This window comes from Cohnella ginsengisoli, from assembly GCF_029525555.1.
In the GTDB taxonomy this organism is placed as follows: domain Bacteria; phylum Bacillota; class Bacilli; order Paenibacillales; family Paenibacillaceae; genus Cohnella; species Cohnella ginsengisoli.
This window is the reverse complement of record NZ_JAPDHZ010000006.1, coordinates 414,750-441,208: the sequence shown is the minus strand read 5'-3', so window position 1 is coordinate 441,208 and position 26,459 is coordinate 414,750. Positions and strand designations below refer to the sequence as shown.

25 protein-coding genes and 4 pseudogenes are annotated in these 26,459 nt (G+C 63.3%); 14 read left to right on the top strand and 15 right to left on the bottom strand.

Annotated features, from left to right (window positions below; translation table 11 throughout):
• Positions 1-142: 142 nt before the first annotated feature.
• The 3 genes from OMP38_RS28590 to OMP38_RS28580 are packed head-to-tail and all read right to left on the bottom strand — an operon-like array spanning position 143 to position 3,462.
• Complete coding sequence (locus tag OMP38_RS28590) at positions 143-1,441, bottom strand: 6-phospho-beta-glucosidase (protein ID WP_277568109.1); 1,299 nt, start codon at positions 1,439-1,441, stop codon at positions 143-145.
• A gap of 25 nt (positions 1,442-1,466) precedes the next feature.
• Positions 1,467-2,438, bottom strand: a complete 972-nt coding sequence (locus OMP38_RS28585; protein ID WP_277568108.1) for an N-acetylglucosamine kinase — start codon at positions 2,436-2,438, stop codon at positions 1,467-1,469.
• Positions 2,439-2,457: 19 nt separating this feature from the next.
• Positions 2,458-3,462: a LacI family DNA-binding transcriptional regulator gene (locus OMP38_RS28580; protein WP_277568107.1), complete on the bottom strand. Its 1,005-nt coding sequence runs from the start codon at positions 3,460-3,462 to the stop codon at positions 2,458-2,460.
• A gap of 300 nt (positions 3,463-3,762) precedes the next feature.
• Here OMP38_RS28580 and OMP38_RS28575 point away from each other — a divergent pair, with 300 nt between their 5' ends.
• The 6 genes and pseudogenes from OMP38_RS28575 to OMP38_RS28555 all read left to right on the top strand — a co-directional run bounded on the left by OMP38_RS28575 (position 3,763) and on the right by OMP38_RS28555 (position 7,495).
• On the top strand, positions 3,763-4,512 hold the full coding sequence (locus OMP38_RS28575) for a hypothetical protein (RefSeq protein ID WP_277568106.1): 750 nt from the start codon (positions 3,763-3,765) through the stop codon (positions 4,510-4,512).
• A gap of 7 nt (positions 4,513-4,519) precedes the next feature.
• A pseudogene (locus OMP38_RS36330) lies at positions 4,520-4,939 on the top strand (sensor histidine kinase); the annotation flags it as partial.
• A 133-nt stretch (positions 4,940-5,072) separates the two neighbouring features.
• Positions 5,073-5,225, top strand: a pseudogene (locus OMP38_RS36325) (PAS domain-containing protein); the annotation flags it as partial.
• A gap of 79 nt (positions 5,226-5,304) precedes the next feature.
• Positions 5,305-6,183: an ATP-binding protein gene (locus OMP38_RS28565; RefSeq protein WP_277568104.1), complete on the top strand. Its 879-nt coding sequence runs from the start codon at positions 5,305-5,307 to the stop codon at positions 6,181-6,183.
• Between the two features lie 117 nt (positions 6,184-6,300).
• A complete protein-coding gene (locus OMP38_RS28560; RefSeq protein ID WP_277568103.1) occupies positions 6,301-7,146 on the top strand; it encodes a winged helix DNA-binding domain-containing protein in 846 nt (281 codons plus the stop codon).
• Positions 7,139-7,495, top strand: a complete 357-nt coding sequence (locus OMP38_RS28555) for a DNA glycosylase AlkZ-like family protein (protein ID WP_277568102.1) — start codon at positions 7,139-7,141, stop codon at positions 7,493-7,495. Before OMP38_RS28560 ends, OMP38_RS28555 begins: the two co-directional genes overlap by 8 nt.
• A 255-nt stretch (positions 7,496-7,750) precedes the next feature.
• Here OMP38_RS28555 and OMP38_RS28550 read toward each other — a convergent pair whose 3' ends face one another.
• Together OMP38_RS28550 and OMP38_RS28545 are read right to left on the bottom strand one after the other, a co-directional pair.
• Positions 7,751-8,209: a threonine/serine exporter family protein gene (locus OMP38_RS28550; RefSeq protein WP_277568101.1), complete on the bottom strand. Its 459-nt coding sequence runs from the start codon at positions 8,207-8,209 to the stop codon at positions 7,751-7,753.
• A 15-nt stretch (positions 8,210-8,224) separates the two neighbouring features.
• Positions 8,225-8,987 (bottom strand): annotated as a pseudogene (locus OMP38_RS28545) (threonine/serine exporter family protein).
• A gap of 128 nt (positions 8,988-9,115) precedes the next feature.
• Here OMP38_RS28545 and OMP38_RS28540 point away from each other — a divergent pair.
• Positions 9,116-10,162, top strand: a complete 1,047-nt coding sequence (locus tag OMP38_RS28540) for a glycoside hydrolase family 130 protein (RefSeq protein ID WP_277568100.1) — start codon at positions 9,116-9,118, stop codon at positions 10,160-10,162.
• Positions 10,163-10,244: 82 nt separating this feature from the next.
• Positions 10,245-11,312: an asparaginase gene (locus OMP38_RS28535; RefSeq protein ID WP_277568099.1), complete on the top strand. Its 1,068-nt coding sequence runs from the start codon at positions 10,245-10,247 to the stop codon at positions 11,310-11,312.
• Positions 11,313-11,369: 57 nt separating this feature from the next.
• Here OMP38_RS28535 and OMP38_RS28530 read toward each other — a convergent pair whose 3' ends face one another.
• The gene (locus tag OMP38_RS28530) at positions 11,370-11,606 is read right to left on the bottom strand and encodes a diguanylate cyclase domain-containing protein (protein ID WP_277568401.1); all 237 of its coding nucleotides are present in this window, start codon (positions 11,604-11,606) and stop codon (positions 11,370-11,372) included.
• Between the two features lie 128 nt (positions 11,607-11,734).
• Between OMP38_RS28530 and OMP38_RS28525 the strand changes: the two genes are divergently transcribed.
• Positions 11,735-12,319, top strand: coding sequence for a hypothetical protein (locus tag OMP38_RS28525; protein WP_277568098.1), 585 nt, complete (start codon positions 11,735-11,737; stop codon positions 12,317-12,319).
• A 22-nt stretch (positions 12,320-12,341) separates the two neighbouring features.
• Here the strand turns inward: OMP38_RS28525 and OMP38_RS28520 are convergent, their stop codons facing one another.
• Positions 12,342-13,250, bottom strand: a complete 909-nt coding sequence (locus OMP38_RS28520) for an AraC family transcriptional regulator (protein WP_277568097.1) — start codon at positions 13,248-13,250, stop codon at positions 12,342-12,344.
• A 116-nt stretch (positions 13,251-13,366) separates the two neighbouring features.
• Between OMP38_RS28520 and OMP38_RS28515 the strand changes: the two genes are divergently transcribed.
• From OMP38_RS28515 to OMP38_RS28505, 3 genes are read left to right on the top strand one after another with little or no spacing between them, the layout of a single operon-like run.
• Complete coding sequence (locus OMP38_RS28515; RefSeq protein ID WP_277568096.1) at positions 13,367-14,173, top strand: phytanoyl-CoA dioxygenase family protein; 807 nt, start codon at positions 13,367-13,369, stop codon at positions 14,171-14,173.
• A 4-nt stretch (positions 14,174-14,177) separates the two neighbouring features.
• Positions 14,178-14,321: a hypothetical protein gene (locus tag OMP38_RS28510; protein WP_277568095.1), complete on the top strand. Its 144-nt coding sequence runs from the start codon at positions 14,178-14,180 to the stop codon at positions 14,319-14,321.
• Positions 14,318-15,259 carry an NHL repeat-containing protein gene (locus tag OMP38_RS28505; protein ID WP_277568094.1) on the top strand — a complete coding sequence of 314 codons (942 nt, stop codon included), beginning with the start codon at positions 14,318-14,320 and terminating at the stop codon, positions 15,257-15,259. Before OMP38_RS28510 ends, OMP38_RS28505 begins: the two co-directional genes overlap by 4 nt.
• A 315-nt stretch (positions 15,260-15,574) precedes the next feature.
• Here the strand turns inward: OMP38_RS28505 and OMP38_RS28500 are convergent, their stop codons facing one another.
• The gene (locus OMP38_RS28500; protein WP_277568093.1) at positions 15,575-16,660 is read right to left on the bottom strand and encodes an HNH endonuclease; all 1,086 of its coding nucleotides are present in this window, start codon (positions 16,658-16,660) and stop codon (positions 15,575-15,577) included.
• 511 nt (positions 16,661-17,171) lie between these two features.
• On the opposite strand from OMP38_RS28500, the gene OMP38_RS28495 reads away from it, so the two are divergent.
• Positions 17,172-17,807: a hypothetical protein gene (locus OMP38_RS28495; protein ID WP_277568092.1), complete on the top strand. Its 636-nt coding sequence runs from the start codon at positions 17,172-17,174 to the stop codon at positions 17,805-17,807.
• A gap of 43 nt (positions 17,808-17,850) precedes the next feature.
• Here OMP38_RS28495 and OMP38_RS28490 read toward each other — a convergent pair whose 3' ends face one another.
• Positions 17,851-19,911 (bottom strand): ATP-dependent DNA helicase, encoded by a 2,061-nt coding sequence (locus OMP38_RS28490; RefSeq protein WP_277568091.1) that lies wholly within the window; start codon positions 19,909-19,911, stop codon positions 17,851-17,853.
• Positions 19,871-20,251 (bottom strand): annotated as a pseudogene (locus tag OMP38_RS36705) (PD-(D/E)XK nuclease family protein); the annotation flags it as partial. The gene OMP38_RS28490 and the pseudogene OMP38_RS36705, both read right to left, overlap by 41 nt.
• Between OMP38_RS36705 and OMP38_RS28485 the strand changes: the two are divergent.
• A complete protein-coding gene (locus OMP38_RS28485; RefSeq protein WP_277568090.1) occupies positions 20,189-20,455 on the top strand; it encodes a hypothetical protein in 267 nt (88 codons plus the stop codon). The pseudogene OMP38_RS36705 and the gene OMP38_RS28485 sit on opposite strands and share 63 nt — an antisense overlap.
• Before the next feature lie 79 nt (positions 20,456-20,534).
• Here the strand turns inward: OMP38_RS28485 and OMP38_RS28480 are convergent, their stop codons facing one another.
• The 5 genes from OMP38_RS28480 to OMP38_RS28460 all read right to left on the bottom strand — a co-directional run bounded on the left by OMP38_RS28480 (position 20,535) and on the right by OMP38_RS28460 (position 26,400).
• On the bottom strand, positions 20,535-20,819 hold the full coding sequence (locus OMP38_RS28480; RefSeq protein WP_277568089.1) for an alpha/beta-type small acid-soluble spore protein: 285 nt from the start codon (positions 20,817-20,819) through the stop codon (positions 20,535-20,537).
• 113 nt (positions 20,820-20,932) lie between these two features.
• Positions 20,933-21,949: an ABC transporter substrate-binding protein gene (locus OMP38_RS28475; RefSeq protein WP_277568088.1), complete on the bottom strand. Its 1,017-nt coding sequence runs from the start codon at positions 21,947-21,949 to the stop codon at positions 20,933-20,935.
• Between the two features lie 1,212 nt (positions 21,950-23,161).
• A complete protein-coding gene (locus OMP38_RS28470) occupies positions 23,162-24,343 on the bottom strand; it encodes an NAD(P)/FAD-dependent oxidoreductase (protein WP_277568087.1) in 1,182 nt (393 codons plus the stop codon).
• 36 nt (positions 24,344-24,379) lie between these two features.
• Positions 24,380-24,811, bottom strand: a complete 432-nt coding sequence (locus OMP38_RS28465) for a DUF1641 domain-containing protein (protein ID WP_277568086.1) — start codon at positions 24,809-24,811, stop codon at positions 24,380-24,382.
• Between the two features lie 236 nt (positions 24,812-25,047).
• Positions 25,048-26,400: a CynX/NimT family MFS transporter gene (locus tag OMP38_RS28460; protein ID WP_277568085.1), complete on the bottom strand. Its 1,353-nt coding sequence runs from the start codon at positions 26,398-26,400 to the stop codon at positions 25,048-25,050.
• Between the last annotated feature and the right edge of the window lie 59 nt (positions 26,401-26,459).

The following is a 26,459-nucleotide window of genomic DNA, read 5'->3' as shown; positions in this document are numbered from 1 at the left end:
TGTATCGTCTTTTTCATCTAACTAATATGCGATCGTTATTTTCGTTAGGTTTACTAACGACTGTTTTACATGGCAGGAAAGTTAGGTTTATTCATGCAAATATATTCGCCTTGTGAATATGTTGAAGACTCATCCGCCGTATTTAGAAAAAAGCAGGCAGATAAGGACGGTTCTTTTCCAGCATCTCGTCCAGCAGCCGCTTCGCGACTCGGACGGACGGCACGAGCGGATGCGCCGCCATTGCCTGCAGGGCCACATCACGGTCGCCCTCCACGGCCGCTCGGATCGTCAACCGTTCGTACGTCTTCACGGCATGGATGAGTCCCTTGGCCTGCTCGGGCACCCGGGTTACCGGCAGCGCCAGCGGACCCTGGCCCGTCACGACGCAGTTCACCTCGATGCAGGCGTCCGGCGGGAGAAAATCGAGCGTGTTGCCGTTCGGCACGTTTAACGTCTGGATATCGCGTTTATCGCCGTAGAGCGACTCCATCAGGTTAACCGCCGCCTCGGAGTAGTAGGCGCCTCCGCGTTTCTCCAGCTGCTTGGGCTTCTCCTGCAGTTCCGGGTCCTTGTACAGCTCGAACAACTCATCCTCGACCTTCTTCACGATCTCTGCGCGCGTGCCGCCGCCCTTCAGCGATTCAAGCTGCTCCTCAAGCATGACGTCTGTCATATAAAAATACTTGAGGTAGTAGGAAGGAAACCCGCCCAGCGAGCGGAGGAAGTCCGGGTCCCATTCGGACGCGGGCACGTTTTTGCCGCTGTATTCCGCCCGCTTGTCGAGCAGCTCGGGCAGCCGGTCGACGCCCTCGACCTCGATGCGCGTCACCCAGTGCAGATGGTTGAGCCCGACGAACTCCGTGTAAATGTGAGAAGGCGTCGTGTCGTACTTGGCGCTGAGCCACTTCGCGAGACCGATCGGCGCGTTGCACAAGCCGATGCTGCGCACCTTGGAATAGCGGCGGATCGCCTCAGTCACCATGCCGGCCGGATTGGTGAAGTTGAGCAGCCAGGCGTTCGGCGCCAGCTCCTCGATGTCCCGGCAGATGTCCAGCAGGGCGGGGATCGTGCGCAGCGCCTTCATCATGCCGCCGGGGCCGGTCGTCTCCTGCCCGATGACGCCGTGCAGGTTCGGGATGTGCTCGTCCCACTTGCGGGCTTCGAGCAAGCCGACGCGCATCTGCGTCGAGACGAAGTCCGCGCCGTCGATCGCTTCGCGCCGGTTCAGCGTCAGATGCACGCTGATCGGCAGGCCGGACTTTTCGACCATGCGCTTCGCGAGCGCGCCGACGATCTCGAGCTTGTGCCGCCCCGCTTCGATGTCGACGAGCCACAACTCCCGGATCGGGAGCTTGTCGTACCGGTTGATGAAGCCTTCCACGATCTCCGGCGTATACGAGGAGCCTCCGCCGATGACGGCCACCTTCAGCCCTTGCGCCATGCTAATCATCCTCCTGATATATGGATCAGATCGCTTCGAATTCCGCGGCGTTCTTCAACGTCTCGCGCGCCGTCTCCGGCAGCGGGCCGTCGGCCTCGAACGCCAGCCACAGCGCGCCGACGACCGGCTCGACCGCCAGCTTCACCACCGAGGCGTCGGGCGCCGCAGCAGAAACGGCCTTCCGAATCTCGGCATGCACCCAATCTCCCTTGCCACGCGTCAAAATGCTGCCGGCCATGACGACGTCGAACGTCTCGTCCGACATGCCGAGCCTTCGGATAATCGCGTTCGCCTGCCTGCCCAGCTCGTCACCCTGTTTCCGCAGAATCGCCTGCGCGGCCGCGTCTCCGCCCGCGGCGGCCTCGAACAGCAGCTTCGCGAGGCCCAGCGGCGGCTGCAGGTCGCGGTCGAGGTAATCGTGGAACATCTCTTCGACCGTCGCGTAGCCCGTCTCCGCAAGCACGAGCGGCGTGAGCGCCGTCTCCGCCTCGCGTCCGTCCCAAGCGCGCACGACCGTGCGGAATGCCTCGACGGCCAACGCCATGCCGCCGCCGAAGTCGCCCGTCATATAAGTGAATCCGCCGACCTGGAGGCTCTCCCCGGCGGGATTGCGGCCCGCGCCGTTGGTGCCGCTGCCGCAGATGAGCACGACGCCGTAGGGCCGGCTCGTGCCTGCGCGCATCGCGATGATCGTGTCGCAGTGGATCTCGTGCTTCGCGAAGCCGAGCTCCGCGATCATCGGACGCAAGATCCGGAAGTCCGCCTCGCGGTCCGCGCCGGCCAAGCCGAAGCAGGCGGACGCAACTTGCTCCCGCGAGATCCCCGCGGCGGCAAGCGCCGCCTTCGTCGCTTCTCTGATGCTGCGCCGCGCGACTTCACGGTCGAGCTGATGATTCCCGTTGCCGCTTTTGCCTTTACCGACGACCCGTCCCCGCTCGTCCGCGACGAGCGCGTAGGTCTTGGATCCGCCGCCGTCGACGCCCAAATAATACTTCATCCTCGTCTCTCCCTCTCGCCTATTCGTTTGTTGAACGGCTGGCCGCCGTCGAATCCCTGACGACCAGCTCCGGATCGATCTGCACCGTGACGTGGCGCCGCTGCTGCCCCTCGATCGCCGCCAGCAGCAGCTCCACGCCCTTGCGCCCGATCTTGTCCGCCGGCTGGCGGACCGTCGTCAGCGCGGGCTTGAGTTCAGAAGCGAGCACCTGGTCGTCGAACCCGACGACCGACAGGTCCCGCGGTACGCGAAGACCCGCGTTCTTGCAGGCGTCGACGACGCCGAGCGCGATGTGGTCGTCCGCGGCGAATACCGCTTCCGGCAGGCTCTCTGCCGCGATCCAGGCCTCCGCGATCCGATAGCCGGACGCGATGTTGAACTCGCCGGACTCGACGCTCCAGGGCGAGAGTCCCTCCTCCGCAAGCGCCTGCAAAAATCCCCGCTCCCGGTCCTGGCTGCTTAAAAAAGCGCGCGGTCCCGCGATATGCGCGATCTTGCGATGTCCGAGGCCGATCAGATGCCGCGCGGCCTCGTAGCCGCCTTTGAAGTTGTTCACGACCACGGACGGCGCCGAAGGCGAAGGCTGCTGATTATCCAGCAGGATATATGGAATTCTCTTCTGCAGCAGCTCCAGCTCGTATCCGTCTTCCTGCATCGGAGACAGCACGATGACGCCGTCTACGCGGTCCTCCTCGAAGAGCAGCCTGCCCGAACCGCCGCCGGCTCCCGTCTCGACCGATAACGCGAGGAAGTAGCCCTGCTCGGCCAGCCGATCGCCGATCTCCTTGACGACCGCGTCGAAAAACGAGTCCTGCAGCGTCGCCAGCGTGAGGCCGATGACGCCCGTCCGCCCTCTGGCCAGGCTCCGCGCCGCGGCGCTCGGGTGGTAGCCGAGCTCCTTCATTGCCTGGAGCACCCTTTCCTTGTTTTTCTCCCTGACCGACGGGGCGTTGTTAATGACGCGGGATACGGTCACCACGGACAGACCCGATTTTTTCGCGACGTCGAAGATGCTGATTTTCACGCTGCCGCGCTCCTTTTCTACCTCAAGAAAGAGGACTGATGCCGGCTGTACGCCGCCCTTCCCAAAAGTTTAAACGCTTTAACTTTCATGACGTTATTTTAGCGTATCTTCTTATCTCTAATCAACCTCAAATGTTTAAACGCTTATACTTTTATGACGCGTTTTTCTTTACATGATTTAGCTCTCGACGGATGGCAGGATTATGGGCAGGCGCACAGAATTTATAAAAACCGGCTTTCGCCCAGTCATCCGATCCAGGCATCTTTGTCCAGTCCCCATCCTACTAGGAGGCTTTCCGCCTTGTCCATAAAGCTTAAACTTACCGTGTTCCTGTCCCTTCTCGTCGCGGCGATCCTCATGCTGAACTTGTCGATTACGTATTTCTGGTCCAAGGCCGGCATGCAGAAGTCGGCGATCGACCGCATGGATATTATCTCCAAGCAGATCGGCGAATCGATCAAATCGTACGAAGACGAGCTCGAGCGGCTGGAGAAGGCTCAGGAGGAAAAGCTGCTCGCCGCCTCGATCGCGATTCGAAGCTCGCTGGATCCGGACATCGACAACGTGACCAACGAAGAGCTCGTCAAACTGACCGAGGAGCTCCAGCTGGAGGGAATCTCGCTCTGGGTGCGGACGCCGAACGACATCGTCGTCAAAAAATCCTCGAAGCCCGGAGAGATCAATCTCGGCTCCAACACGATGGATTACTGGTACAGAGCGTTCCAGCAGCTCTTCGCGCGCCAGCCCGTCAACGTCGGCTTCGGCCGGGCCATGCCGAACTTCTGGTCGGGTCCGTTCAACTTCGCCACCTCGGATCCCGACTTGATCCTGAAGTGGGGCGACTATTACGACGGCACGACGAACTATATGATCAATCCTTTTATGCGGGGCGACGTCCTGGTCGACTTCAAGGACTCGGTCGGTACCGAGAAGCTGATCAAGCAGCTGCTCCAAGACAATTCCGATCTCGTCGAGATTACCGGCATCGATCCCGCCTTTTTCGGAAAAGCGCCCATCATCAAGATAAAAAAAGGGCAAACCCGTCTATAATCTGGACGTGCGCGATATCGTATTCGGCACCTACGCCTATAAGGACGACGCCGACGTCGAGCATGTGAACACGGCCATCACCACGGGAGAAACCGTAACGGCGAACAGCCGCTCCGGCGGCAAACGGCTGCTCAAGAGCTATATTCCGATCCGCGGAGACCGGGACTACATCGTCACCGTGAGCTTCGACCGCGCTGCGATCAGCGGCGACCTCCACCGGCAGCTGCTGCTAAGCGGCGTCATCGGCCTCGCCCTCTTAGCCGCTACCGTCTTGACCAGCTACTGGCTGTCGGGTCTGATGATCCGCCCGGTGCAGCAGATTTTGCGCAAGGTCAACGCGGTGGCCGAAGGCAGCTTCGACGATCCGCTGCCCGTCGCCAGCCATGACGAGCTCGGCCGGCTGTCCGATCGCGTCAACACGATGGCAAGCAATCTAAGCACGTATACGAACCGGCTGAGGGATACGGCGGCGGAGCTGCGGAGCACCAAGCAGTACCTCGAATCGTTCGTGCACCACAGCTCGGACGCCATCCACGTCGCGGACCCCCCTCGGGAACCTGATGCAGGTGAACGCCGCGTTCGAGAAGATGTACGGCTGGAGCGCCGCCGAGGCGCTGGGCCGCCGGCTGCCCGAGGTGCCGGAGGAGCTGCAGGAAGATTACTCACGCATCCTGCGGAAGGTCGTCAAGGGCGGCTCGGTCGCGGACTGTGAGACGATCCGCTACCGCAAGGACGGGTCGCAGATCGACGTCAGCATCACGGTCTCCCCCCGTGCGCGACGAGCATGGAGAGGTGATCGGCATCGCCTCGATCTCGCGGAACATCACCGAGCGGAAGGCGACCGAGGAGATGCTGAGACGGACGGAGAAGCTGTCGATGGTCGGCCAGCTCGCCGCGGGCGTCGCGCACGAGATCCGCAACCCGCTCACGACGCTCCGGGGGTTCGTGCAGCTCCAGCAAAAGTCGGGCGGCATCAACCCTGCCCATCTCGACACGATGCTGTCCGAGCTCGACCGGATCAACTTCATCGTCGGCGAGTTCCTCGTCCTGTCCAAGCCGCAGGCCATTCGCTTCCAGCTCGTCGATATCCGCTCCATCATGAAGGAAACGGTGGCGCTGCTCGAGGCGCAGGCGATCATGAACAACGTGCAGTTCGAGCTGCGCGAAGCCGACGAGCTGGCGCCGTTGAACGGAGAGCCCAACCAGTTAAAGCAGGTTTTTCTGAACGTGCTCAAAAACGGGATGGAGGCGATGCCGGAAGGCGGCACGCTGCGCATCGGCATCTGGGCGGAGCGTCACGGGGAGAATGGCGGCAGCGAAACGGTTGGCGGAGATTCGGTCGGCGAGGCGGTTAACGGGAGGGAGACGATTGCCGAGGCAGCAGCTGCGCGCGAGCCGGAGATGATGGCGGACGTGGCGTCGATCGGGACGTCCCACCAGGCCGACCCTGCGGCGGACGACAACATCCTCATCGTCATCGAGGACGAGGGCTTCGGCATTTCCCAAGAAGAGCTGAAGCATCTGGGCGAGCCGTTTTACTCCAACAAAGCCTCGGGACACGGCCTCGGCCTCATGGTCAGCCAGCAGATCCTGGCGGGGCATAGGGGCACCATCCGCTACAAGAGCGAGCTGGGCCAGGGGACCCGCGTCGAGATTCGTCTCCCGTATTGACGACCCGCATCGATGAAGTGAAGCACGATCGAAAAGCATGGAACAAAATGGCGCTGATGCGGCATTCCTTCCTGACAGACTGCTGTCAGAGCGCATGCGTTATTCTTGGGTTAAGCGATGAGGACTGAAGCGCCTCGCCAAGGAGGAGCGATTCGCATGAACGAATGCCCGTCGGGCCCGATCTCTACAGATAGCGGCTTAGCGGCCGCTCCGACGCTGGACCGCCGCGCGCTGAACCGGGCGCTGCTCGCCAGGCAAATGTTGCTTCGGCGGGAGCGCATGACCGCGCTCGAAGCGCTCGAGCGGCTGTGCGGACTGCAGGCGCAGGCGCCGACGGCGCCGTATTACGCGCTTTGGTCGCGGCTGGAGCACTTTGATCCCGCCGAGCTCGAGGGTCTGCTCCTGGGCCGCGAGGCGGTGCGGATGGCCTTGATGCGGGCCACGCTCCACCTCGTCTCGACCCGGGACGCCCTGGCCCTGCGCCCGCTGCTCCAGCCCGTGCAGGATCGCGGCCTGGCAGGCAGCTTCGGCAAGCGGCTCGCCGGCGCGGACGCGGACGCGATCGCCGCCCTGGGGCGCGAATGGACGGCCGAGCGGCCGCAGACCTTCGCCGAGCTGGGCGCGCGGCTGGCCGAGCACTGGCCGGGCCGCGATCCCGAGGCGCTCGCGGCCGCGGTCCGGGCGCGCGTGCCGCTCGTGCAGACGCCGCCCCGCGGCCTGTGGGGCCGAAGCGGGCAGGCGCTGCATGCGCCGCTCGAGGCCTGGACCGGCCTGCCGGAGGAGGCGAGCTGCACGGACGAGGCGCTCGTCGTGCGCTATCTGTCGGCCTTCGGACCGGCATCGGTCAAAGACATGCAAGTATGGTCGGGCCTCACGAAGCTGCAGGACGCGGTCCGGCGGCTCGGCCCCCCGGCTCGTTCGCTTCCTCAGCGAGCAAGGAACCGAGCTATTCGACTTGCCTGAAGCGCCCCGCCCGGATGCGAACACCTCTAGTCCGCCGCGCTTTCTGGGCGAGTTCGACCAGATGCTGCTCGCTTACGCGGACCGATCCCGCATCCTGGGCGGACCGCACAAGCAGCGCGTCTTCACAGCCAACGGGCTCGTGCGCCCCGTCTTTCTGCTGGACGGCTTCGTCGCCGGCAAGTGGGAGATTCGGCAGCGGCGTCGCGATGCGGCGCTGCTCGTCGAGCCGTTCGCCGCGCTGTCGGCGGGCGACCGAGAAGCGCTCGGCGAGGAGGGCGCCCGCCTGCTCGCGTTCGCAGCGCAGGGGCTCAAGCATGATATCCAGTTTGCGGATAGCGGCGAGGATTAAGCGGAGCATGCTGCGGGGCTCGCTGGGAGTGCCGTAACAGCAAAATTGCAGTTGCATGGACGATCGGGTCGCTTGGACATGCTGTAACCGCAATTTTTGCGGTTGCAGGGACGTGTGCTCGCTCAGACGCAATGGATCAGCAGTTGGACGGGTTTAGGGCAGCAAGGGTACTTTGAAGCAGCGCGTGGGGGCGATGCACGGTTGTACCGCACATCGGCGGCCCAAGCAACGTTTTGTAGCGGGAAATACTTGGCTTCAGCCCCTCGCCCGCGACATCCCCGCCCGCACCCTTTTGACCAGTTGATTGACGACCTCGGAGAACACGAGCCCGACCGCGATCGCGCCGGACAGCATGAACGCCTTGGCCCCCAGCTCCACCGCGGACATATAGTCGTTCTGCACGACCCGCAGCATCGCGTCGTAGGCCATGCCGCCCGGCACGAGCGGGATGATGCCGGATACGCTGAACACGGTGACCGGCACCTTGAAGCGGATCGCCTGATAATGGGCGATCAGTCCGATGAGCACGGCGGACGCCCAGGTGGCCGCGATCGGTCCGGCGCTGCCCTGGTCCAGGCCGTAATAGACCAGCCAGCCGACCATGCCCGTCAGGCCGCATTGAATCAGGCTGCGCTTCGGGATCTGGAAAATGACGCCGAAGCATGCCGTGCCGACGAAGCTCGCGATGGATTGCGATAAGTAATCTGCGATCATGCCCCGCCCGCCCCCTTATCCATTCAGCGTCAGCGCGATGCCGATGCCTGCTCCGATGGCGAAGGCCGTCAGAAACGCCTCCGCCCCCCTTCGAGATGCCCGATACGAGATGCCCTGCCATCAAATCGCGGACCGCGTTCGTAATGAGCAGCCCGGGCACGAGCGGCATAACGGACGCGATCATGATCGTGCTGTGCTGCTCACCGATGCCGAGCCGAACGACCAGATAGGACAGCAGACCGACGGCGAGGGCCGCGATCAGCTCCCCGAACAGCCGGATCGAGCTGAGCTTCGCCATCCGGCCGAGTAGCCAGAAGCCCGTTCCGCCGCAGAGCATGGCCGCAGGCATGTCCGCCCAGGTGCCCTCGTACAGGATAAGAAAGCAGCCGCTCGCGAGCGCCGCCAGCACGAGCTGGACGCGCAGCGGATAAACGGGCGAACCGCGCTGAATTTCCTTGAGCAGGCTGCAGGCTTCCGCAGGTCTCAGATGGCCGCCCGCGATGCGCCGGGAGATGTCGTTCACTTCGGTCACCTTGTTCAGGTTGGTCGACCGCTGCGAGATGCGGACGAGCCGCGTCGCCGACTCCGAGCCTTCAATGGCGAACATGATCCCCGTCGGCATGACGAAGCTCTGCGGTCCCTCCGCGCCGTAGGCGGACGCGATCCGTATCATCGTGTCCTCCACGCGATACGTCTCCCCGCCGTTCTCCAGCATGATCTTGCCCGCCAGCAGGCACACCTCGACGATCTCCGCGCTTCGCGCGTTCATTGGTTCCATCGAATCGATCCCTCGATCTCCGCCACCTCCCGCGCCGGCTCGGCCCGATCGCGAGCCCTCCGCTTGGAGATTGGGTACTTGTAAAGTAGTATGGGGTTAGAATAAGATGCAAACGGGGTGAGCGTCAAATGGCTGTCATTCGTATGGCGGACGGTCCCATCGTGACCGTCGGCCATGTCAAACCTTCTCGTCCGGATTTCCAGGTCGTAGGCGCCTTTAACGCGGGCGTCGCCCAACTGGGGGACGAGGTTATTTTGCTGCTGCGCGTGGCCGAGATGCCGCTGCAGTCGGAGTCCGGCGCCGTGCTGGTGCCGATGCTCGACGAGAACGGCGCCCAACTGGAGCTCGTCCGATTGGCGGCAGACGACCCGAATTACGATTTTGCCGATTCGCGCGTGATCAAAGGCTATGACGGCTCCTACGCCTACCTCACTTCGATGTCGCATCTCCGCGCCGCCCGCAGCCGGGACGGCGTGCGGTTCGTCGTCGACGAGACGCCTGCGCTGTTCCCGTCCGGCGAAGACGAGGCATGGGGCATCGAGGATCCCCGGATCACGCAGATGGGCGATAAATACTACATTACTTACAGCGCCGTCAGCTCCCGCGGCGTCGGCGTCGGGCTGGCGGCGACCCGCGACTTCGTTTCCTACGAGCGGCTCGGGATGATCCTTCCGCCCGAAAACAAGGACGCGATGTTTTTTCCGGAGCGGATTAACGGCAAATACTACATGCTGCACCGTCCCGTGCCGAAGTCGATCGGGGCGCCGGAGATGTGGGTCGCGGAGTCGCCCGACCTGCTCCATTGGGGCGGCCACCGCTACCTGATGGGCCTGCGCCCCGGCCACTGGGACGGCGGACGCATCGGCGGCGGCGCCGTGCCGATCCGGACCGAACGCGGCTGGCTCGCGCTTTATCACGGCGCCGACTCGGATAGCCGCTACTGCATGGGCGCAGCCTTGCTGGACTTTGACGATCCGGCGCGCGTGCTGGCCCGCTCCCGCGTTCCGATTCTGGCGCCTGAAGCCGACTACGAGGTGAACGGCTTCTTCGGCAAGGTCGTGTTCTCCTGCGGCGCGATCCTGGCCGGCGACACGATCCGCATGTACTACGGGGCGGCCGACGAAGTCATGGCCCGCGCGGATATCCCGCTCGCGGATATCTGGGACAGCTTCTGAACCGAACGGCTCAATGCCCCGAACGAACGCCGCCACGCGGCCGCAATCGGATATTCGATGAACGGAAAGGATGTCTGCTCACTTGTCCGCAAAATTGCCCGCTAAAATTTTGGTCCTCTTTACCGGCGGCACTATCGGCAGCCGACGCGGCGCGCACGGCATCGACGTCGATGCGTCGGGCTCCTACTTCCTTATGGAGCAGTATGCCCAAATCGCCGGGGCGCGAGAGATCGCTTTTGAGACTTCGCAGCCCTGCAACCTGCTCAGCGAGAACCTCGTGCCCGGCGACTGGGCAACGTTGACCGAAGCGGTTCGCGCCGCCTACGGCGGCGGCTACGCCGGCGTCATCGTCACGCACGGCTCCGATACGCTCTCGTTTACTTCGGCGATGCTCTCTTATCTATGCTGCGACGCGCCATTCCCCGTCGTGCTGACGGCGGCCAACTATCCGCTGGACGACCCGAGGAGCAACGGGCTCGCCAACTTCGCCGCGTCGGTCGACTTCATCGCCGACGCCGGGTTGCCCGGCGTCTTCGCCCTGTTCGGCAATGACCGGGGCGACTCCGTCGTCTATGTGGGCACGCGCATCACGCAAGCGCTGCCGTTCACCGACCAGTTCGACGCGCCCTACGCGGCGCCGTTCGGCCGGATGCGGAACGGCCGCTTCGAACCGGATCCGCATCCGCTCAACCCGGCCCCGGCAAAGCTCGCACGCTCAGCTCCGCCGTCCCCGCCCGCAACGCCTACGCGGGACGATGCATGGCCGGCCGTGCTCTACGTCAAGCCGTATCCCGGCCTGGACTACCGCGTATACGACTTCGATGCGCGTCGTCCGCGCGCCGTGCTGCACGACACGTATCACTCGGGCACCGCCAACGCGCGGGACGGGGCGGCGGGCAGATCGCTCGTCTCGTTCATCTCGTACTGCCGCGAGCGCGGAGTCGACGTTTATCTCGTGCCGATGCGCAGTCCCGAAGGCGATATGTACGCCTCGTCGTCGCACCTGACGGGAGCCGGCGGGATCGCGCTCGGCAACATTTCGTCCGAGGCCGCGCTCATGAAGCTCCTCCTCGCCTGCGCCGTCTTCGCGGACGACCGCGAGGTCGAACGGTTCGTACGAACGCCGCTGTTTTTCGAATACATGGCATAGTCAGTTGAAAAGGAGAAACGGCCCCCGATGCCGTGCCTCCTTTTTTTGGATGAGGAGCTAGGCATGGATCGTGGCCCGGCCGCCTTCGCGCGTCGCGTTGCGCCCGAACGCTTCGCCGGCCTTCAATCCCGGCAGCGCCGGCGCGAACTCCTCGCTCCCGATACGGCCGAAGAGCCCGAGCTCTCCCGCCGTCGTCCGCACCGAATCCGCGAAGACGCGCAGCGTCCGGTCTCCCGTCAGGCGGCCGAACTTGTCGTTCACTCTTTTGAAGCTGTCGATGTCGCGGACGAGCAGCGAGAGCGGCGTCCAAATCGCACGGCGATTTCCAAATATTGATCGTCCTTTCTTTGGCGCCGAACTGGAACATTTGCCCGCCGGGCTCCGTCAAGAAGTCAAACCACTCGGAAACGGCGGTGCCCCTCATGTCGATCAAACTTTTCGGAACCGTCCTGCTGGCGGTCGTCCTGTTGGCCGGCGGCTTGCTCTTGAACGGCCCGTTGACGCCCTCTTTCGCCTTGTCTCCCGCCGAACAAATCGTGCCGCTGCCTCCCGTGCATCTCGACCTTCCCGCGCATGGACAAGACGACGCCGCTGGCGGTCCGGCCGATCAAGGCGACGCAGCCCGCCTTCTGAGCCTCATGAACGCGGCCGATGCCGTCGTGACGGGGACCGTCATCGCCGAAGCGCATGCGCTCGACGGCAACTCCGCGGTCACGACGCTCGAGGTGCGCGATTGGCTGAAGGGCGGCACCTCGCGTTATATTCGCATCGTCCAATCCCCGAACGCGGGCGGCTCCCTGCTCTGTTCGGGAGAGAGCTACCTGCTGATGCTTCGCGCCGATCAGACGCAGGCGCCCGACGTATACCGCATCGCCGGTAAAGCAAGCGAGGGCAAGTTCGCGCAGCAGGACGGCCGCTGGGCGAACGACGATCCGCTGCTGACGACGGCGCTGCAGGCCTGGTCGCAAAAGCAGCCTGCCGCCTTGGTGAAGAAGCTGGCTGCCTGACCGCGATCCGGCCGGACAGATCCTATTCCGCCGTCCATGCGACCGACGAGGCGTATCTGCTCGGGGACATGCCCTCCGTTTTTTTGAACAGCTTGCTGAAATAATACAGGTCTCCGATGCCAACGCGGACGCCGACCTCCTCGACCGAGAGCTTGCGCTGCGCGAGCAGCTGCTTGGCCCGCTCCATTCGCAAGCGGAGCAGGTAAGCCGACACCGCGACGCCCGTCGCCTGCTTGAACAGCGTGCCGAAATACTTGGGCGTGAAGCCGGCCCTGCCCGCGAGCAGCTGCGCGTCGATCCGCTCCGCATAGTGCGCCTCCATGTACTGGATCGCTTCAAGCACCGTATCCGCGTGCGGATGTCCGATCCGCACGCCTTCACGCGTCATCAACTCCTCGTACACCAGCCCGAGCAGCCGCAGCATGGCGGACTTCAGCCGAAGCCGCGCGCCGACGCCGGCGCGGTTGAAGCAGTCGTTCAATTCCTTGAACGTCTCGTAAAAGCCCTTCACGTCTCCGACCGCGATCGCTTCAGGGATGTCCAGCTCAGCAGGCTCGACGGCCGGCCTTTCGTGCAGCCGTCCCGCTCTCTCCTCCACGCCCTGCCCCATATACACCGCATACGGCGAAAACTCGTGTCCTTCTCCCAGATACATATAATCGAAATGAACGGCAAAGCAATCCATCGGCTGCGTCTCGGCAATTTCCATCGCGTTGCTCAGATGCGGCCGGATATAGAATAGATCGCCCCCTTTCATCGCATGCACGCGGTCGCCGAGCCGCAGCTTGCCTTCCCCGCGGACAACGAAAATGAACTCGTAATCGTAAATATGCCGGTCGGCGTTACGTGCGCCGGGAGCGATCACGATCTCGTGCACAAAGCGCACGTAAGGCGACAGCAGGCGGTAATCGATTCTCTGCGGGACAGACATGTAAGCGCTCCTTTTTTCGACCTTTTTTACAAATACGGCGAACTTCTATCCATCCACCGCGACTCCTTTACCCATTATGCTTGAACTACAGCAAATCACAAGGAGGCTTCAGCGCAATGACGAATCAGACGCAAGTACAAACGCCGATCACGCAAGCCCATATCGATTTCTATCGGGAGAACGGGTTCGTGCAGGTGGACAACATGATCTCGCCGGAGGAACTGGCCGAGCTCCGCGAATATTTGGAGGAAGCGATGCAGAACGACGGAGACCGCGCCGTCAACACCGACAAGAAGGGCGGCCTGTACTACCGGGTATTGAACCAGAAGGTAAACGTATGGCGCGATCATGCCGGCATGGGCCGCTATACTGCGCATCCGCGCTTCGCGGAATCGGCGAGACTGCTGGCCGGCGCTTCCGGCATGCGGCTTTTCCACGATCACGGCTTGTGGAAAATGCCGGGCGACTCCAAGGAAACGCCGTGGCACCAGGATACCCCTTACTGGCCGGTCAACGAAAAAAATCCCGGCATGATGTCGATCTGGCTGACGCTAGACGACGTGGACGAGCGCAACGGCTGCATGGCCTTCGTTCCGAAGTCGAACCGGCTGGGTAAATTGAAGGGTATCGATCTGACCGACCCGCAAAACATTTTCGACTATGTGGAAGGCGGCCAGGCGGATACGCAGAAGCCGGTCATCGTGCCGCTCAAGGCGGGAAGCTGTACGTTCCACGACGGCCTGACCTTCCACTACGCGCATGCCAACTCGACGGATCGCCCCCGGCGCGTGCTGGCCATCATCTACATGCCGGACGGCGTCACCTACAGCGGCGACGCGCATGTCATCACCGACGGGGCGGGACTGGAAAAAGGCCAACCGATCGCAGGTCCGCGCTTCCCGCTGCTCGCCCGGGAGGGCTGAGCCGATGTGCAAGCCGAACGGATGCGCCGGGATCTGCCCCGGCGGCTGCCGGCGGGAAGAGACGCGAAGCGGACCGGAAACGACAGGCCGCGGCAACGAGACCGCAAGCGCGAGCGGCGACAAAAAACGGAAGGCGGACCGAAAGTGACGGATATGAGAAAGAACGGCATCCGGGAGGCGGCGAATTACGCGCCGCTTTCCGGGTGGGCCAAGCTGCCTGAGGGCGTCGCCCTCGGGTATACGCACGGACTGGCCGAGGATGCGGCGGGACGAATCTATGTGTTTAACATGAGCCGGCATGCGATCGCGATCTTCGAGCCGAACGGCGAATATGTCGGTTCCTGGGGCGAAGAATATGCCGCCGGCGCCCATGGCCTGTGCCTGGACCGCGAGGCGGACGGCGCGGAATATTTGTACGTGACGGACATCAGCAGGCAGCGCGTCGCCAAGCATGCGCTGGACGGCCGCGAGATGCTCGTACTGGACGTCCCGCCTTTACCCGAGACCTATGAGACGCCGGACAAGTATCGCCCGACCGACGTCGGCGTCGCGCCGAACGGCGATATCTACGTGACGGACGGTTACGGGGAGTATCAGATCCACCGCTACGACAAGGACGGACGCTGGCTGCAAAGCTGGGGCGGACGCGGGGACGCTGAGGACGGGAAACTGTGCGAGCCTCACGGCCTGTGGGTCGAGGGCTCCGAATCCGGCGAGACGACCGTCTACGTCGCGGACCGCAGGCACCGGCGATTCGTGCAGTATGCGGCGGACGGGGAGCTGCTGCGCGCGTTCGGGGGCGATTACATGCTGCCATGCGATCTCGTCGGCGCAGGCGATTATTATTGCATTCCGGATCTTAACAGCCGCGTCGTCGTTGCGGATCGCGAATTTAACGTCTTCGCCCAGCTCGGCGAGGCGGGCTCGCTCTGGCAGGACGCCAGATGGCCTGCAATCCCGCCGGCCGAATGGCCGGAGCGCGGGTTCGTGTCGCCGCACGCGGTGCATGTGGACGGCGATGGCGCCATTTACGTCGTGGAATGGGTGCCTGAGGGACGGATCACGAAATGGGTGCCGCACGCATAACTCGTTGGAAAAAGCCGTCCGCCGCGTCGCAAGCGCGGGGACAGCCTTTTTTGCTTCGAAAACGCCGACGCGGTACCAAGCGGCCCCCGCGAGGCTGTACCGTAATGCTGTGGGGAATAGGGGCGAGTTGTGGCAGGTGAAACCTAAGGACGTCACTTCAGGCCGACAGGTGATCCGCTCCAGCCATGTGGCGTTGTATGGCGTCTCTTTGTGCCGCTGGGAATCGTCCGACGAGACGCTAACGACAAATAACCGCCGTGGCTTTGCCCCGACGGTTATTTGTCATGGTCCGATGCGGCTATCGCTTTCGATTCGCTACTCCAGCGGCTTGACCGGAATGCCCGCTGCCACGAACTCGTCCAAATCCCGGTTCGCCTTGGTCTGGTTGCACAGGTTGCACGCGCAAACGCAGTTGTCCGGGGTCGTATGCCCGCCCTTGGAGCGCGGCAGCAGATGGTCGATCGTGTCGCCGTATTCGCCGCAAAAATAGCAGGTGTACTTGTCCCGGTTCAGGATCATCATCCGGAAATCGCGATTGCTCAGCAATCTGCGTATCGTATGTCGGTTGACGACGACAGCCGCGTGCTCCCGCACCAGCGTGACCGCCATCTCCAGGTCGATCTCCTGGTACCAGCCCCTGCCCTTGTCTGTCCGGCCGCGCATGCGGACGAACCCCTCGCGCGTCGCCTGGAGCTGCGACGCGTCGTGCGGGTCGATGCCGCGCGCGGCTCCGCCCGGCGCGGTCGCCCGGGCGCGGGCCGAGCCGCGCGGCTGGACCCGCGGCGCTGCCTCGCCGGCCGGCGCAGCCGGGCGCGGCTTGGGCTGCGGCCTCGCGGCGGCGGCCTTCGGCTGCGGCGAGGCCGCCCGCGCAGGCGCGGCTGGCGCAACCGGCAGCACGGCAGCCTCGGCCGGCTGCTGCTGCGCGTGCGCGGCCTCTGCTGCCGCTGCGCCGCCGCGGCCCTTGCGCCGGCCGCGCCGCTTGCGCTTGGGCGCGCCCGACGCCGCGGGCGCGGCCGGCTCATCCGCCGGCGCCTCCGGCACGGCCTGCTCCGGCGCGGGCAACGCGTTCGTGCCTGCAGCCGAGCCGCGCTTGCGACGGCCGCGGCGCTTGCGCTTCGGCGCGCCGGCGACCGCGGGCGCAGCCTGCTCCTCCGCCGGCGCCGCGGTCACGGCCGGCTCGGGCTGCTGCTGCGCATCGCCGGCCGCGGCGGGCGCTCCTCCGCGCCGGCGCCTGCGCTTGCGCGCGGGGCGCGGCGCCTCCTCGGGCGCGACCGCGAGCGCGGCCGCCTCGTCGAGCGCCGCCTCGGGCGCCGCCGCAGGCAGGCCGCGCCGCCGCCGGCCGCGCTTGCCGCCGGGCGCCAGGCCCTCGGGGGAAGCCGCCGGCAGGCACGCCTGCGTCAACCGCCGCGACCGAGGCAGCCGTCTCGCCCTCGTCTGCCGCGCGATCCGCGCCGGACGCGGCCGGCGGCAGGGACGCCCTGCACTGCTTGCAGATGCCCCTGCGCGCGTTCGCTCCCGCCCGCCGTCCGGATCTGCGGCGGAACTCCGATATCGGTTTAAGCTCGAAGCAGCTCACGCATTGCTTCAATTCCGCGGATGCCGCCTGGCCCTCCGGTGTCGATGTCGGCTTGCTCAACGCTGTCAGCTCCGTATCTCGTTAGTAGTGTTATGTCCATTATACTTGATTTGCCAACGTTTGGCTCGGCTGCCGCCCGCTTATCGCCAAGCCGCGTTCCCCGCGCGCTCCCTCCAGCGTCCGCGACCGCCCGTTCTCGCAGCCTCGCGTCATTCATCCGCATTACATTTCGCATGACCCCGGTAACTTACCAATTACTGCTTTTCTATGCCACAATATGCCATAGTCGAACGCGCTTTGGCGGCGTTTGAAACGGAACGAAGGAGAGATCGAATCATGAAGTTCAACAAAAACGCGCTTCGCCTGACTGCGGCGGCGGCGCTGGCCGTCGCGATCATCGCGCCCGGAGCGGCCCAGGCGGCGGACGCCGTCGTCAAGACCGACAGCGAAAAGGGGTTCGCGGCCCTCCAGGTCGGCAACCGCGTGTTCGTGCACGACAGCGAAAAGCAGCTGTACCAGACGAACGGCAAATTCCACGACGGCAAGCTGATCGACCTGTTCACGCTGCCCTACGGCCCCGCGACGATCCCGATGATCCTCGTCTATAACGACAAAGCCGGCTTGACGGTGTTCAGCGACCTGTGGCCGGAGTTCGCCAAAGGCAAGGAATTGAACACGACCGAGGAGTACATGAGCGGCCATATCTCCTTCAAGCCGATGAAGAAGGCGGCCAACCGGACGAACCACAACTATGCCGAGCAGGTCGGAGACACCGTGCACGTGTATACGGCCAACGACTTCGGCGATCTGAAAAAGGGCTATCATGAATCCTACGCCGTTAAAGGCACGCTGCGCGGACTCATCCTGTACGATTGCTGTCCTTACGCGGTGCTCGAGAGCCCCGATGGCGGACTCGACGTGTACCATGCCGGCAAAGAAGGCCCGATGAAGGCCGGACATATCAATCTCTAAAAACCGATCCGCAGGCCGGGGCGCTGTCGCTCCGCTGCGGATTTTACGATCTGTGGCGCCCGTCCGCGCCCCACTCCTCGGGAAGCAGCCGCCGATAAGGCCCGCGTCTGTACCTGTCGTCGATCAGCACCAGCACGCCGCTGTCGGACTCGGTCCGGATCAACCGCCCGCCCGCCTGGAGCACCTTGTTCATGCCCGGGTACACGTAGGCGTAATCGAACCCCGACAATCCGGCGGCGTCGTAATGCGCCCGCATCAGGTCGCGCTCGAAGCTCGGCTGCGGCATGCCTACGCCGACGATAACGACGCCCTGCAGCCTGTCGCCGGCCAGGTCGATCCCCTCCGAGAAGACGCCTCCAAGCACCGCGAAACCGATCAGCGCCTCGCCGTCGTCCGCTTCGAACGCCGAGAGATATCGGCCCCGCTCTTCCTCCGTCATCTCCGGCCGCTGCAGCATCGTGCGCAGGGCCTGTCCGCCCTGCGCCAGAAACGTCTCGTACACGGCGTTCATATAGGCGTAGGACGGAAAAAAGAACAGATAGCGTCCGGGCCGGCTGCCGGCCAGCCCAAGCATTCTGGCCGCGATCCGCTCGCGGCTCGTCTCCCGGTCCGCGTAGCGCGTGGACAGGGGCACGATCTCCGTGTCCCACTGCTCGGCGCGGAAGGGCGACGGCACCGACACGGAGTAGTCGGTATCCTCTGCGCCTAGCAGGTCCATGTAGTAGCTCAGCGGGAACAGCGTCGCGGAAAAGCAGATCTGCGAGCGGTAGCCCTTGCGCATCTGACGCAGCAGGCGGGACGGGTCCATGCAAAAGATCTTGAGCTTCAAATCCGCGCGCTGCCGTTCGGCATAGACGACATGGCGTTCCGGGTCGTAGAGCTTGACGGTCCGCATCCAGCCTAACGCCGCAAAATAAGCTTCGAGCAGCATCTCGTGCGGGTCCGCCGGCACCTCGGCGCCCTCTTCGGGTGCTGCGGAAGATGCGGAAGAGTCCCTTGAAACGTCAAGATCGCCGTCGCTTACTGCAGCGGATCCATACCGTGCAATCGCCGCGGCGTCTGCCGACATCGTCTCGCCGCCCCATGCGATGGGCAAGACGTCACGCGCGTCCGCGCGCCCCCCTCCATCGAAGCCTCCGCTTCGCTCGGCCATGACCAGCGCGCCCTCGGCTGCCGCCGCGAACGCCTCGACCGCTTCGTCGAGCGCCTCGGGCACGCCTTCGGGCAGCAGAAACGCGCCCTGACCGTCCTCCCGCTTGCGCACGGCGAGCAGCGCGGCGTCGACCGCTTTGGCGGCCGCGCGCACGGCGGCGTCTCGCCCTTTGAAGGCGCGGACGAGATTCAGAAAGTCCCGCTTGAAGAGCTCCGCCGAGTACATCTCCCGGGCACGGTCCGGCAGGTTGTGCGCCTCGTCGACGAGCAGCGCGCAGGCGGCCTTCCACTCCGCCGCGACGCGCTTGAGCGAGATGCGCGGATCGAATATGTAGTTGTAGTCGCAAATGACGGCATCCGCGATGTAGGCGACCTCCAGCGACATCTCGAACGGGCACACGCGGTGCTTCCCCGCATAACGAAGCAGCTCGTCCTTGCCCATCAGCGTCTCGTTCGACAGCAGGTCGAGCACGGCGCCGTTAATGCGGTCGTAAAATCCTTCGGCATACATGCACGCGCCCCCGGCGCACCCCGGTCCTCCGGACTGCGCGGCCGCGGCCGCGCAAAGCTTGTCCTTGGCGGTGATCGTCACGGCGTGCAGCCGCAGTCCGCCGTCCTGCATGCGCCGCAGCGCGTCCTCGGCCGACGCCCGCGTCGTCGTGCGCGCGGTCAGATAGAACAGCCGCGCGAGACGCCCTTCGCCGATCGACTTCACGGCGGGGTATAGCGTGGACATCGTCTTGCCGATGCCGGTCGGCGCGCGCGCGAACAACTGGTGGCCCGCCTCGATGCTCCGGTACACCGCGCCCGCAAGCTTGCGCTGACCTGCGCGGTACGCCGGATACGGGAAGGCAAGACCGGCAATGCTCTCGTCGCGCGCTGCGCGATGCCGCAGCTGCAGCTCGGCGAACGGCGCATAGCGCTCGACGTAGTCCTGGATGCGCCGCTCCAACTCCGCGTAGTCGGCCGTCCGCTCGAAGGATCTCCTGGCTCCTCCGTCCCCCCCGCGTCTCCACGTAAGTCATTCTCACCCGGATCCGATCGACGCCCTCCGCCTTGGCGTGCATGTAGGCATAGCAATAAGCCTGCGCCCAGTGCACTTCAGGCGTCTCCGCCTCCGACGGGGGCAGGTCTCCGCCGGTCGACTTGATCTCATCGATCGTCACGCTGCCGTCTTCGCCGGCCAGCAGACCGTCGCAGCGCCCCTCGATGACGAACAGCAGATCCCCATGCTCGATCTCCGCCCTCAGCTGAACCTCGCGGCGATCCTGCTCGCCATAGGCCTCCTGCACCTGCTGATGCGCCTTGATCCCGTCCGCCAGCGCGGAAGCCTGGCGGAACCCGCTCGCCAGATCGCCGCTCCGAAGCGCGTATTCGACCAGCGGCCTGACCGCGATCGTGACCGTTCCCCCGCATATCGTCCGTCCTCCAAGCCGTACCGCGCTTTCCCGCCGGAACATTTGTTCTCTCATTGTATCACGAAGCGGGCGGCGTAGGAAAAGGCCGGGAATAACAAACCCGCCTGAACGCAGGGGCGCGTCGGCGGGTTCGTCTTTTATGCGGATAGCGACGCGGTCAAGGCTGTTGCCGAGACAGCTTCTCCTGCGCCAGCCGAATCATCTCGCGCACCATGGAGCCGCCGATCTTGCCGCCGATATGGCCGGCATCCTCAGTCGTGAGGTGACCGTTGTCTCCAGGCGTCAGGGGTACGCCGAGCGACTTGGCGACCTCGTATTTCACGTCGTCGGGATGCGCAGGATCTACGGCGTAGCCTTCCTTGCGCATGACCTCGGCCTTGAACGCATTCACGCCTTGCTCGGCGCCGGGAACGGCGAGCCGCCGCGATCTTCTTCTGGACATGCCTCGCACCACCTTTTCGTCGGATGATGCTAGCTTGCGCGATCGCGGCGCCGTTATTCGGAAAAGAAAAGGAGCCGGCAGCAGATGCTGCCAACTCCTCTTTTTGCGACGCTTTATTTGCTGAGCAGTTTGACGACGTCGCGCAGCTGCCACTGCAGCGCCGCGGCGCTGAAGTCGTTCCAGTGGCCGCTGTCGACGAGGTAGACTTGGTTTTTCTGAACGGCCGGGATGTTCTTCCAAGCCGATTCCTTCAGCGCGTTGTACGTGTCGATGTCCGCTTGGCCGTCGACCATGATGAACAGGCGATCGGCGTCGGCAACGTTGGCCGGTACAGCCTCTTGCGTAACCTCGGTGGTCTTGGTCAGCGTCTTCACGTGCTCCGTCGGCAGGAAGCCGATATCCTCGTAGAGCGGCGTGAATACTTTGGTCTGATGCTCGTAAATTTTCTTGCTCCAGAATTGGAGGATGCCGACTTTCTCGCCTTCGGCGATCTTGCCCTTCAGCTTTTCTTTGGCGTCCGCGGCTTCGGCCTTGAAGCCGTCCAGGAAAGCCTGCTTCCCATCTTCTACGTTCAGCAGCGCAGCCAGGTCGTCCAACTGCTCGTAGGGCGTGCGGCCGAACGTCGTCGCGTAGGTCGGCGCGATCTTCTGCAGCGCGTCCACCACTTCTGGCTTGAAGTAGTTGCTCACGATGATCAGATCCGGGGTCGCGGCAAGGACCTTCTCGTTGTCGGCTTCCTGATCGCCTACGCTCTCGATGCCCGCGACGGCTTCCGGCTCGTCTTTGTACTTGTCGAGGTAATAGTTGATCGTGCCGACCGGCTTGACGCCGAGCGCTAGCAAATCGCCGAAGTTGGCGATGGCGACGACGCGCTGCGCTTTCACCGGCACCTCGACCTCGCGGCCCATGCCGTCGGTGACCTTCTTCGTCGTCGCGCCGGCGTCGGACGAAGCGGACGCAGATGCGGATGCTGAAGCGCTCGCGCTGGCGGAAGCCGACGCGCTCGCGCTCGCGGACGGGGACGCGCCCGACGATGCGTTATTGTTGTTTTTGCTGCCGCAGGCGGTGACGACGCTGACGAGCAGCAGGATAAACGTGAGGACCAGGCCGGATTTGCGAAGCTTAGACATGTAGATGTTCTCTCCTTGGAGGGTTTGTTTTGTTTGGCGCTATCGCCGCAAGTATAATCGATAACGATTCTCAATATCACTTGGACTATATTACCCGAAAGATGCGGAAATGGCAAGATGTCCATTGCTCTTCAAAATCGATGGACATCTTTATTCGCCGGAGTCCGGCGGACTTCGTTTATACCAATCAGAATATCCCGGACCGTGAAAAAGCACCGCTACGAGAAGCGAGTGAAGGGCGAGGCGGTTGTCGTTAATCTGAATTAAAAATCTCAGGAGAGTTATGACACCAATTGGGTCTGTGAAGGGTCCCTAGCCCTTGCGTATAATACAAAACGAGTGCGGCCTGTTTGTTTGCGCATTAACGAGAACTTGACGGATCGAGGAACCTTTATTTGTAAACTTTTCGCGCTTAGCGGCCCCTCGCGACCCAGGGGCTGTTATTGTGGGATTGCCGGCCATGTTTAGCCCTGATGCGGGGTAATAACGACCCTCCAGTCCGAAATGATCGCGATTGGACTATTCTGCAAGAAATAGTGTCTCCTGAGTCCGATGCGTTATCTTTAATAATCCAGAAATAACCCAGATTATTCAGTGTTATGCCCTTTCTGGTATCGCGCGACGATGCGAGAGGGGGCGGAAGGCGCTGTACAGTGCCACCTGTCGGGAGTAAGGTATATTCCGGGCCGAAGAGGCGTTGCACAGCGGTACCTGTCGAGACTACGGCGTACCCGAGGCCGATATGCGGCGATAGTCAAACGTGAATAGAGCCAAGCCTGCGGGGCTTGGCATCCTTGCGCTCGCTGCCTATCCGATAGTTGTTGAAAAGCAGTTATTTTCCTTGATCGCGACATCCTGAGGGCAAATAAGTGTTAAAAGGCAGTTAATTCCCCACTTTCCAACATTTTGACTCGTTTTAGACCAAAATAAATGCGTTTTAACCCTTATTTCCTCCGCAACTGGATCACCGCGCCGATTAACTGCTTTTTAACACTTATCCATACCAGCTCGCTGACCCAGCCCCCCCCCCCTGACCCCCGCCCAGCTCCCGGCTCAACCGTGTCGAGATTAGCGTAGTTGCGCTTGTTTGCACCCCCCCAACGCAGCTCCCTACTTAAGTTATGCGCTGATTCCATACTCTCTCATATTGCAAAAAAAGTCGTCCCTCGCCCGCATTGCCGGGCGTGGAACGACTTTTTTCGGATATAAACCCTATTCAAGCACCGCGAACAGACCCTTGATGTGCGTCAGGTAGCGGATGTTGCTCATTTCCTTCATCAGCGTCGCAGGGAAGCCCTTGAAGCGCGTGTTGCTTGCGCCGACGGTACCGACCGCATCCTTGCGGCCGAGGCTGCCCAGCGTACCGGAGAATACCGGCTGGAACGTATCCTGCACGCCGCCCTTGATCACGGCAGCCAGGTTGTGGCCGATGAGCTCGCCCATTTGCCAAGCCAGCTGTGCCGTCGGCGGATACGGACGCGCGCCTTCGCCAGGGATGACGACCGCGCAGTCGCCTGCGAGGTAGACTTCAGGGTGCGAAGTCGACTGGAGCGTATCGGTGACCGATGCGCGGCCGCGGTTCACTTCGATGCCGCAGTTCGCGACGATCTCGTGACCTTGGACGCCGCCGGTCCAGATGATGGTGTTGGACTTCAGCGTGCGGCCGTCCTTCAGGGAGACGGTATCCTTGGAAGCTTCGGTGATCGCTACGCCGATGATGAACTCGACGCCGCGCTTCTCGAGGCTCGCTTGGGCGCGGGCGATGAGCTCCGGCGGGAAGATCGGCAGGATCGCCGGGCCGGCTTCGACGACGTAAAGCTTGATGTCGGCCGGGTCGATGCCCTTGGCGCGCGCGACTTCAGGCAGCTTGTCGGCGAATTCGCCCACGAGCTCGATGCCCGTCAGGCCGCCGCCGCCGACGACGATCGTCGCGTCCGCCGGATCTTTGGATGCCTTGTAGGCGTCAAGACGCGCATGCACGTGCTCGCGGATCTTGTTCGCGTCGCTGACGGACTTCAGCACGAAGCTGTTCTCCTGCAGGCCCGGGATGCCGAAGTAAGCCGTCTCGGAGCCGAGCGCGATGACGAGGTTGTCGTACGTGTACGTGCCGCCGCCGGCCGTCGTCACCTTTTTGTCGTTCGGCTTGATCTCCTTGACCGTATCGATGATCACATTGATGCCTTGGTTCTTCAGCAGCTTGGCAAGCGGAAGCGCGACAGCCGGTTCGCTGATCGTGCCTGCAGCCAGACGGTGCAGCTCGGTGATGATCTGGTGGGTCGGATAACGGTTGATGACCGTAATCGCCGCTTCGTGGACGCTCAGATGCTGACGAGCCGTCAGCGCGCTCAGCAATCCGCCGTAACCGCCGCCCAGGATCAAGATTTGTTTAGCCATGGTCCATCCTCCGTTCGTGAGTCAGTGGTTTGGGGATTAGCGTTGCTGCTGGCGCTCCGCCAGTACGTTCAGGAATGCTTGGGTGTAGCGCAGCGTCTTCTGCACTTGCGGATCCTTGAGCATCTTAAGCAGACCAAACAGGCCGACAGCCTGCGTGTCGGCTTCGGCGCGGTCGCCCGCTTCGATGGCCGCGGATGCGAGGCCCTTGGCTTTGTCGACGACAGGCGTGAAAAACTCGACGATGCCCGCCTTCGTGTCGTTGATGAAAACTTGGTCCTTCGCGAGGCCGGATGCGAAGTCGTACGCCGCGGTCAGCGTCGTCACCATCTCGGTCAGCTTGGGCAGGTTGTCCACCAGCGTAGTGAGCGATTGTTGAACTTCCGGCTTCATCAGTTGATCCAGCACATCCTGGGCCTTTTGCGCGTCGACGGCTTGCTCGGCGCCTTGCGATTGCGGTGTGGTAGTCATGAGACAAAGTCCTCCTTTACAGTAAGGTCATGCGGTCTCTTGCGAATCTCCGTCTCGACGGACGAAGGGGCATGGGGAGGCGGGCGACATTTGTACCATTTTTCACATAAAAAAGGCGTGCCGCTATTCCTTTGGCTTCTTCGTTTTCGATCCGGAAGGTCGAAATGAACCCTTGTTCCCCATTTTACACCCGTTTGCGTCCCAGATGTAAAAAAAATTAAAAAGGTTAATTGTGTCTATTTTGTGTCAAGACTTGTCGGATTGTTGGACGCTTGCGCGGAAGTTGACGACACGTAGGCGGCGCGGCTCGAACCGAGCCCGAATACCGCAGCCAGCGCCACGACGACGACCATTACCACGAGCGGCGTCTGCCAGCCGCCGGAGCGGTCGTGCACGAAGCCGATCAAAGCGGGGCCGACCGCCGCCACGAGATAGCCCACAAACTGAGCCATGCCGGACAGCTCCGTGGCCTCGGTCGCGGTCCGGGTGCGCAGTGAGAAAAACACGAGGCAAAGGCTGAAGCTCGCGCCTGCGCCGACGCCGATGAGAAGAACCCAGGCGACCGTCAAAGGTCCCGTGCCGGCATCGAAAAGCAGGCCGGCGTAGCCGACGAGCAGCATCGCCATCACGACTGCCATGATGCCCCGCTGGCTCGGACGCCGCGCTGCCAGCACCGGCGCCAGGAAGTTGGCGGGCAGGCCGATGATCTGCATCAGCGACAGCATCCAGCCGGCCGTACCCGGGCTCATGCCGCGATCCTGCAGAAGCTCGGGCAGCCAGGTGACGTTGACGTAAAAAATGATGGATTGAAAGCCCATGAACAAAGAAACCTGCCACGCCAAAGGCGACCGCCACGGACGCGCGGACGGCGAAGCCGTGCGGCGGATGTCCCGCTCGCGCCGGCCGCGCGTCACTTGCGGCAGCCAAGCGGCCATCGCCAGCGCCGAAGCGAGGCCCCATACGCCGAGCGCGCCGCGCCAGCCGAAGCCCGGCGCGTCCGCGATCGGAATGCTGACGCCGGAAGCGATGCCCGCGACGAGCGTCAGCGCGACTGAGTAGATGCCGGTCATGAGGCCGGCGCGATTATCGAAGTCGCGCTTGATGAGCGCGGGCACGAGCACGTTGCCCAAGCCGATGCCGATACCGATCAGGACGGTGCCGCCGAACAGCAGCGCTGCATAAGGCGCGGCCCGCACGATGACGCCGACCGTGATCAAGCCCATGCCGGCGAGCAGCGTGTTCTCCGCGCCGAAACGGCGGGACAGCTTGGGCGCGACCGGCGAGATTACGGCGAAGGCAAGCAGTCCGAGCGTCGTCAGCATGCCGGCGCCGGCGCCGGAAAGGCTCAGATCGTCTTTGATCCGGCCCACCAGCGGACCGACCGCGGTAAGGGCGCCGCGCAGATTGGCGGCGATGAGCACGATGCCGACGGCCAACCAGAGCAGCCGTCCGCGCTTCGCTTTCTCGGTGCGCTCGTGCTCCTGGGCTTGTTCGAGGGCAAGCTCCCGTTCGAATTCGGTACGCGCATCCGGATGCTCTTCCGTCCGGACGCCCGTCATTTCCTCGCGTTGATTCGATTTATTCTTCATGTTCATCCATCCTCCGCGCATCACCTACAGCATACGCCAAACCCGCCGCGCGAATGCCG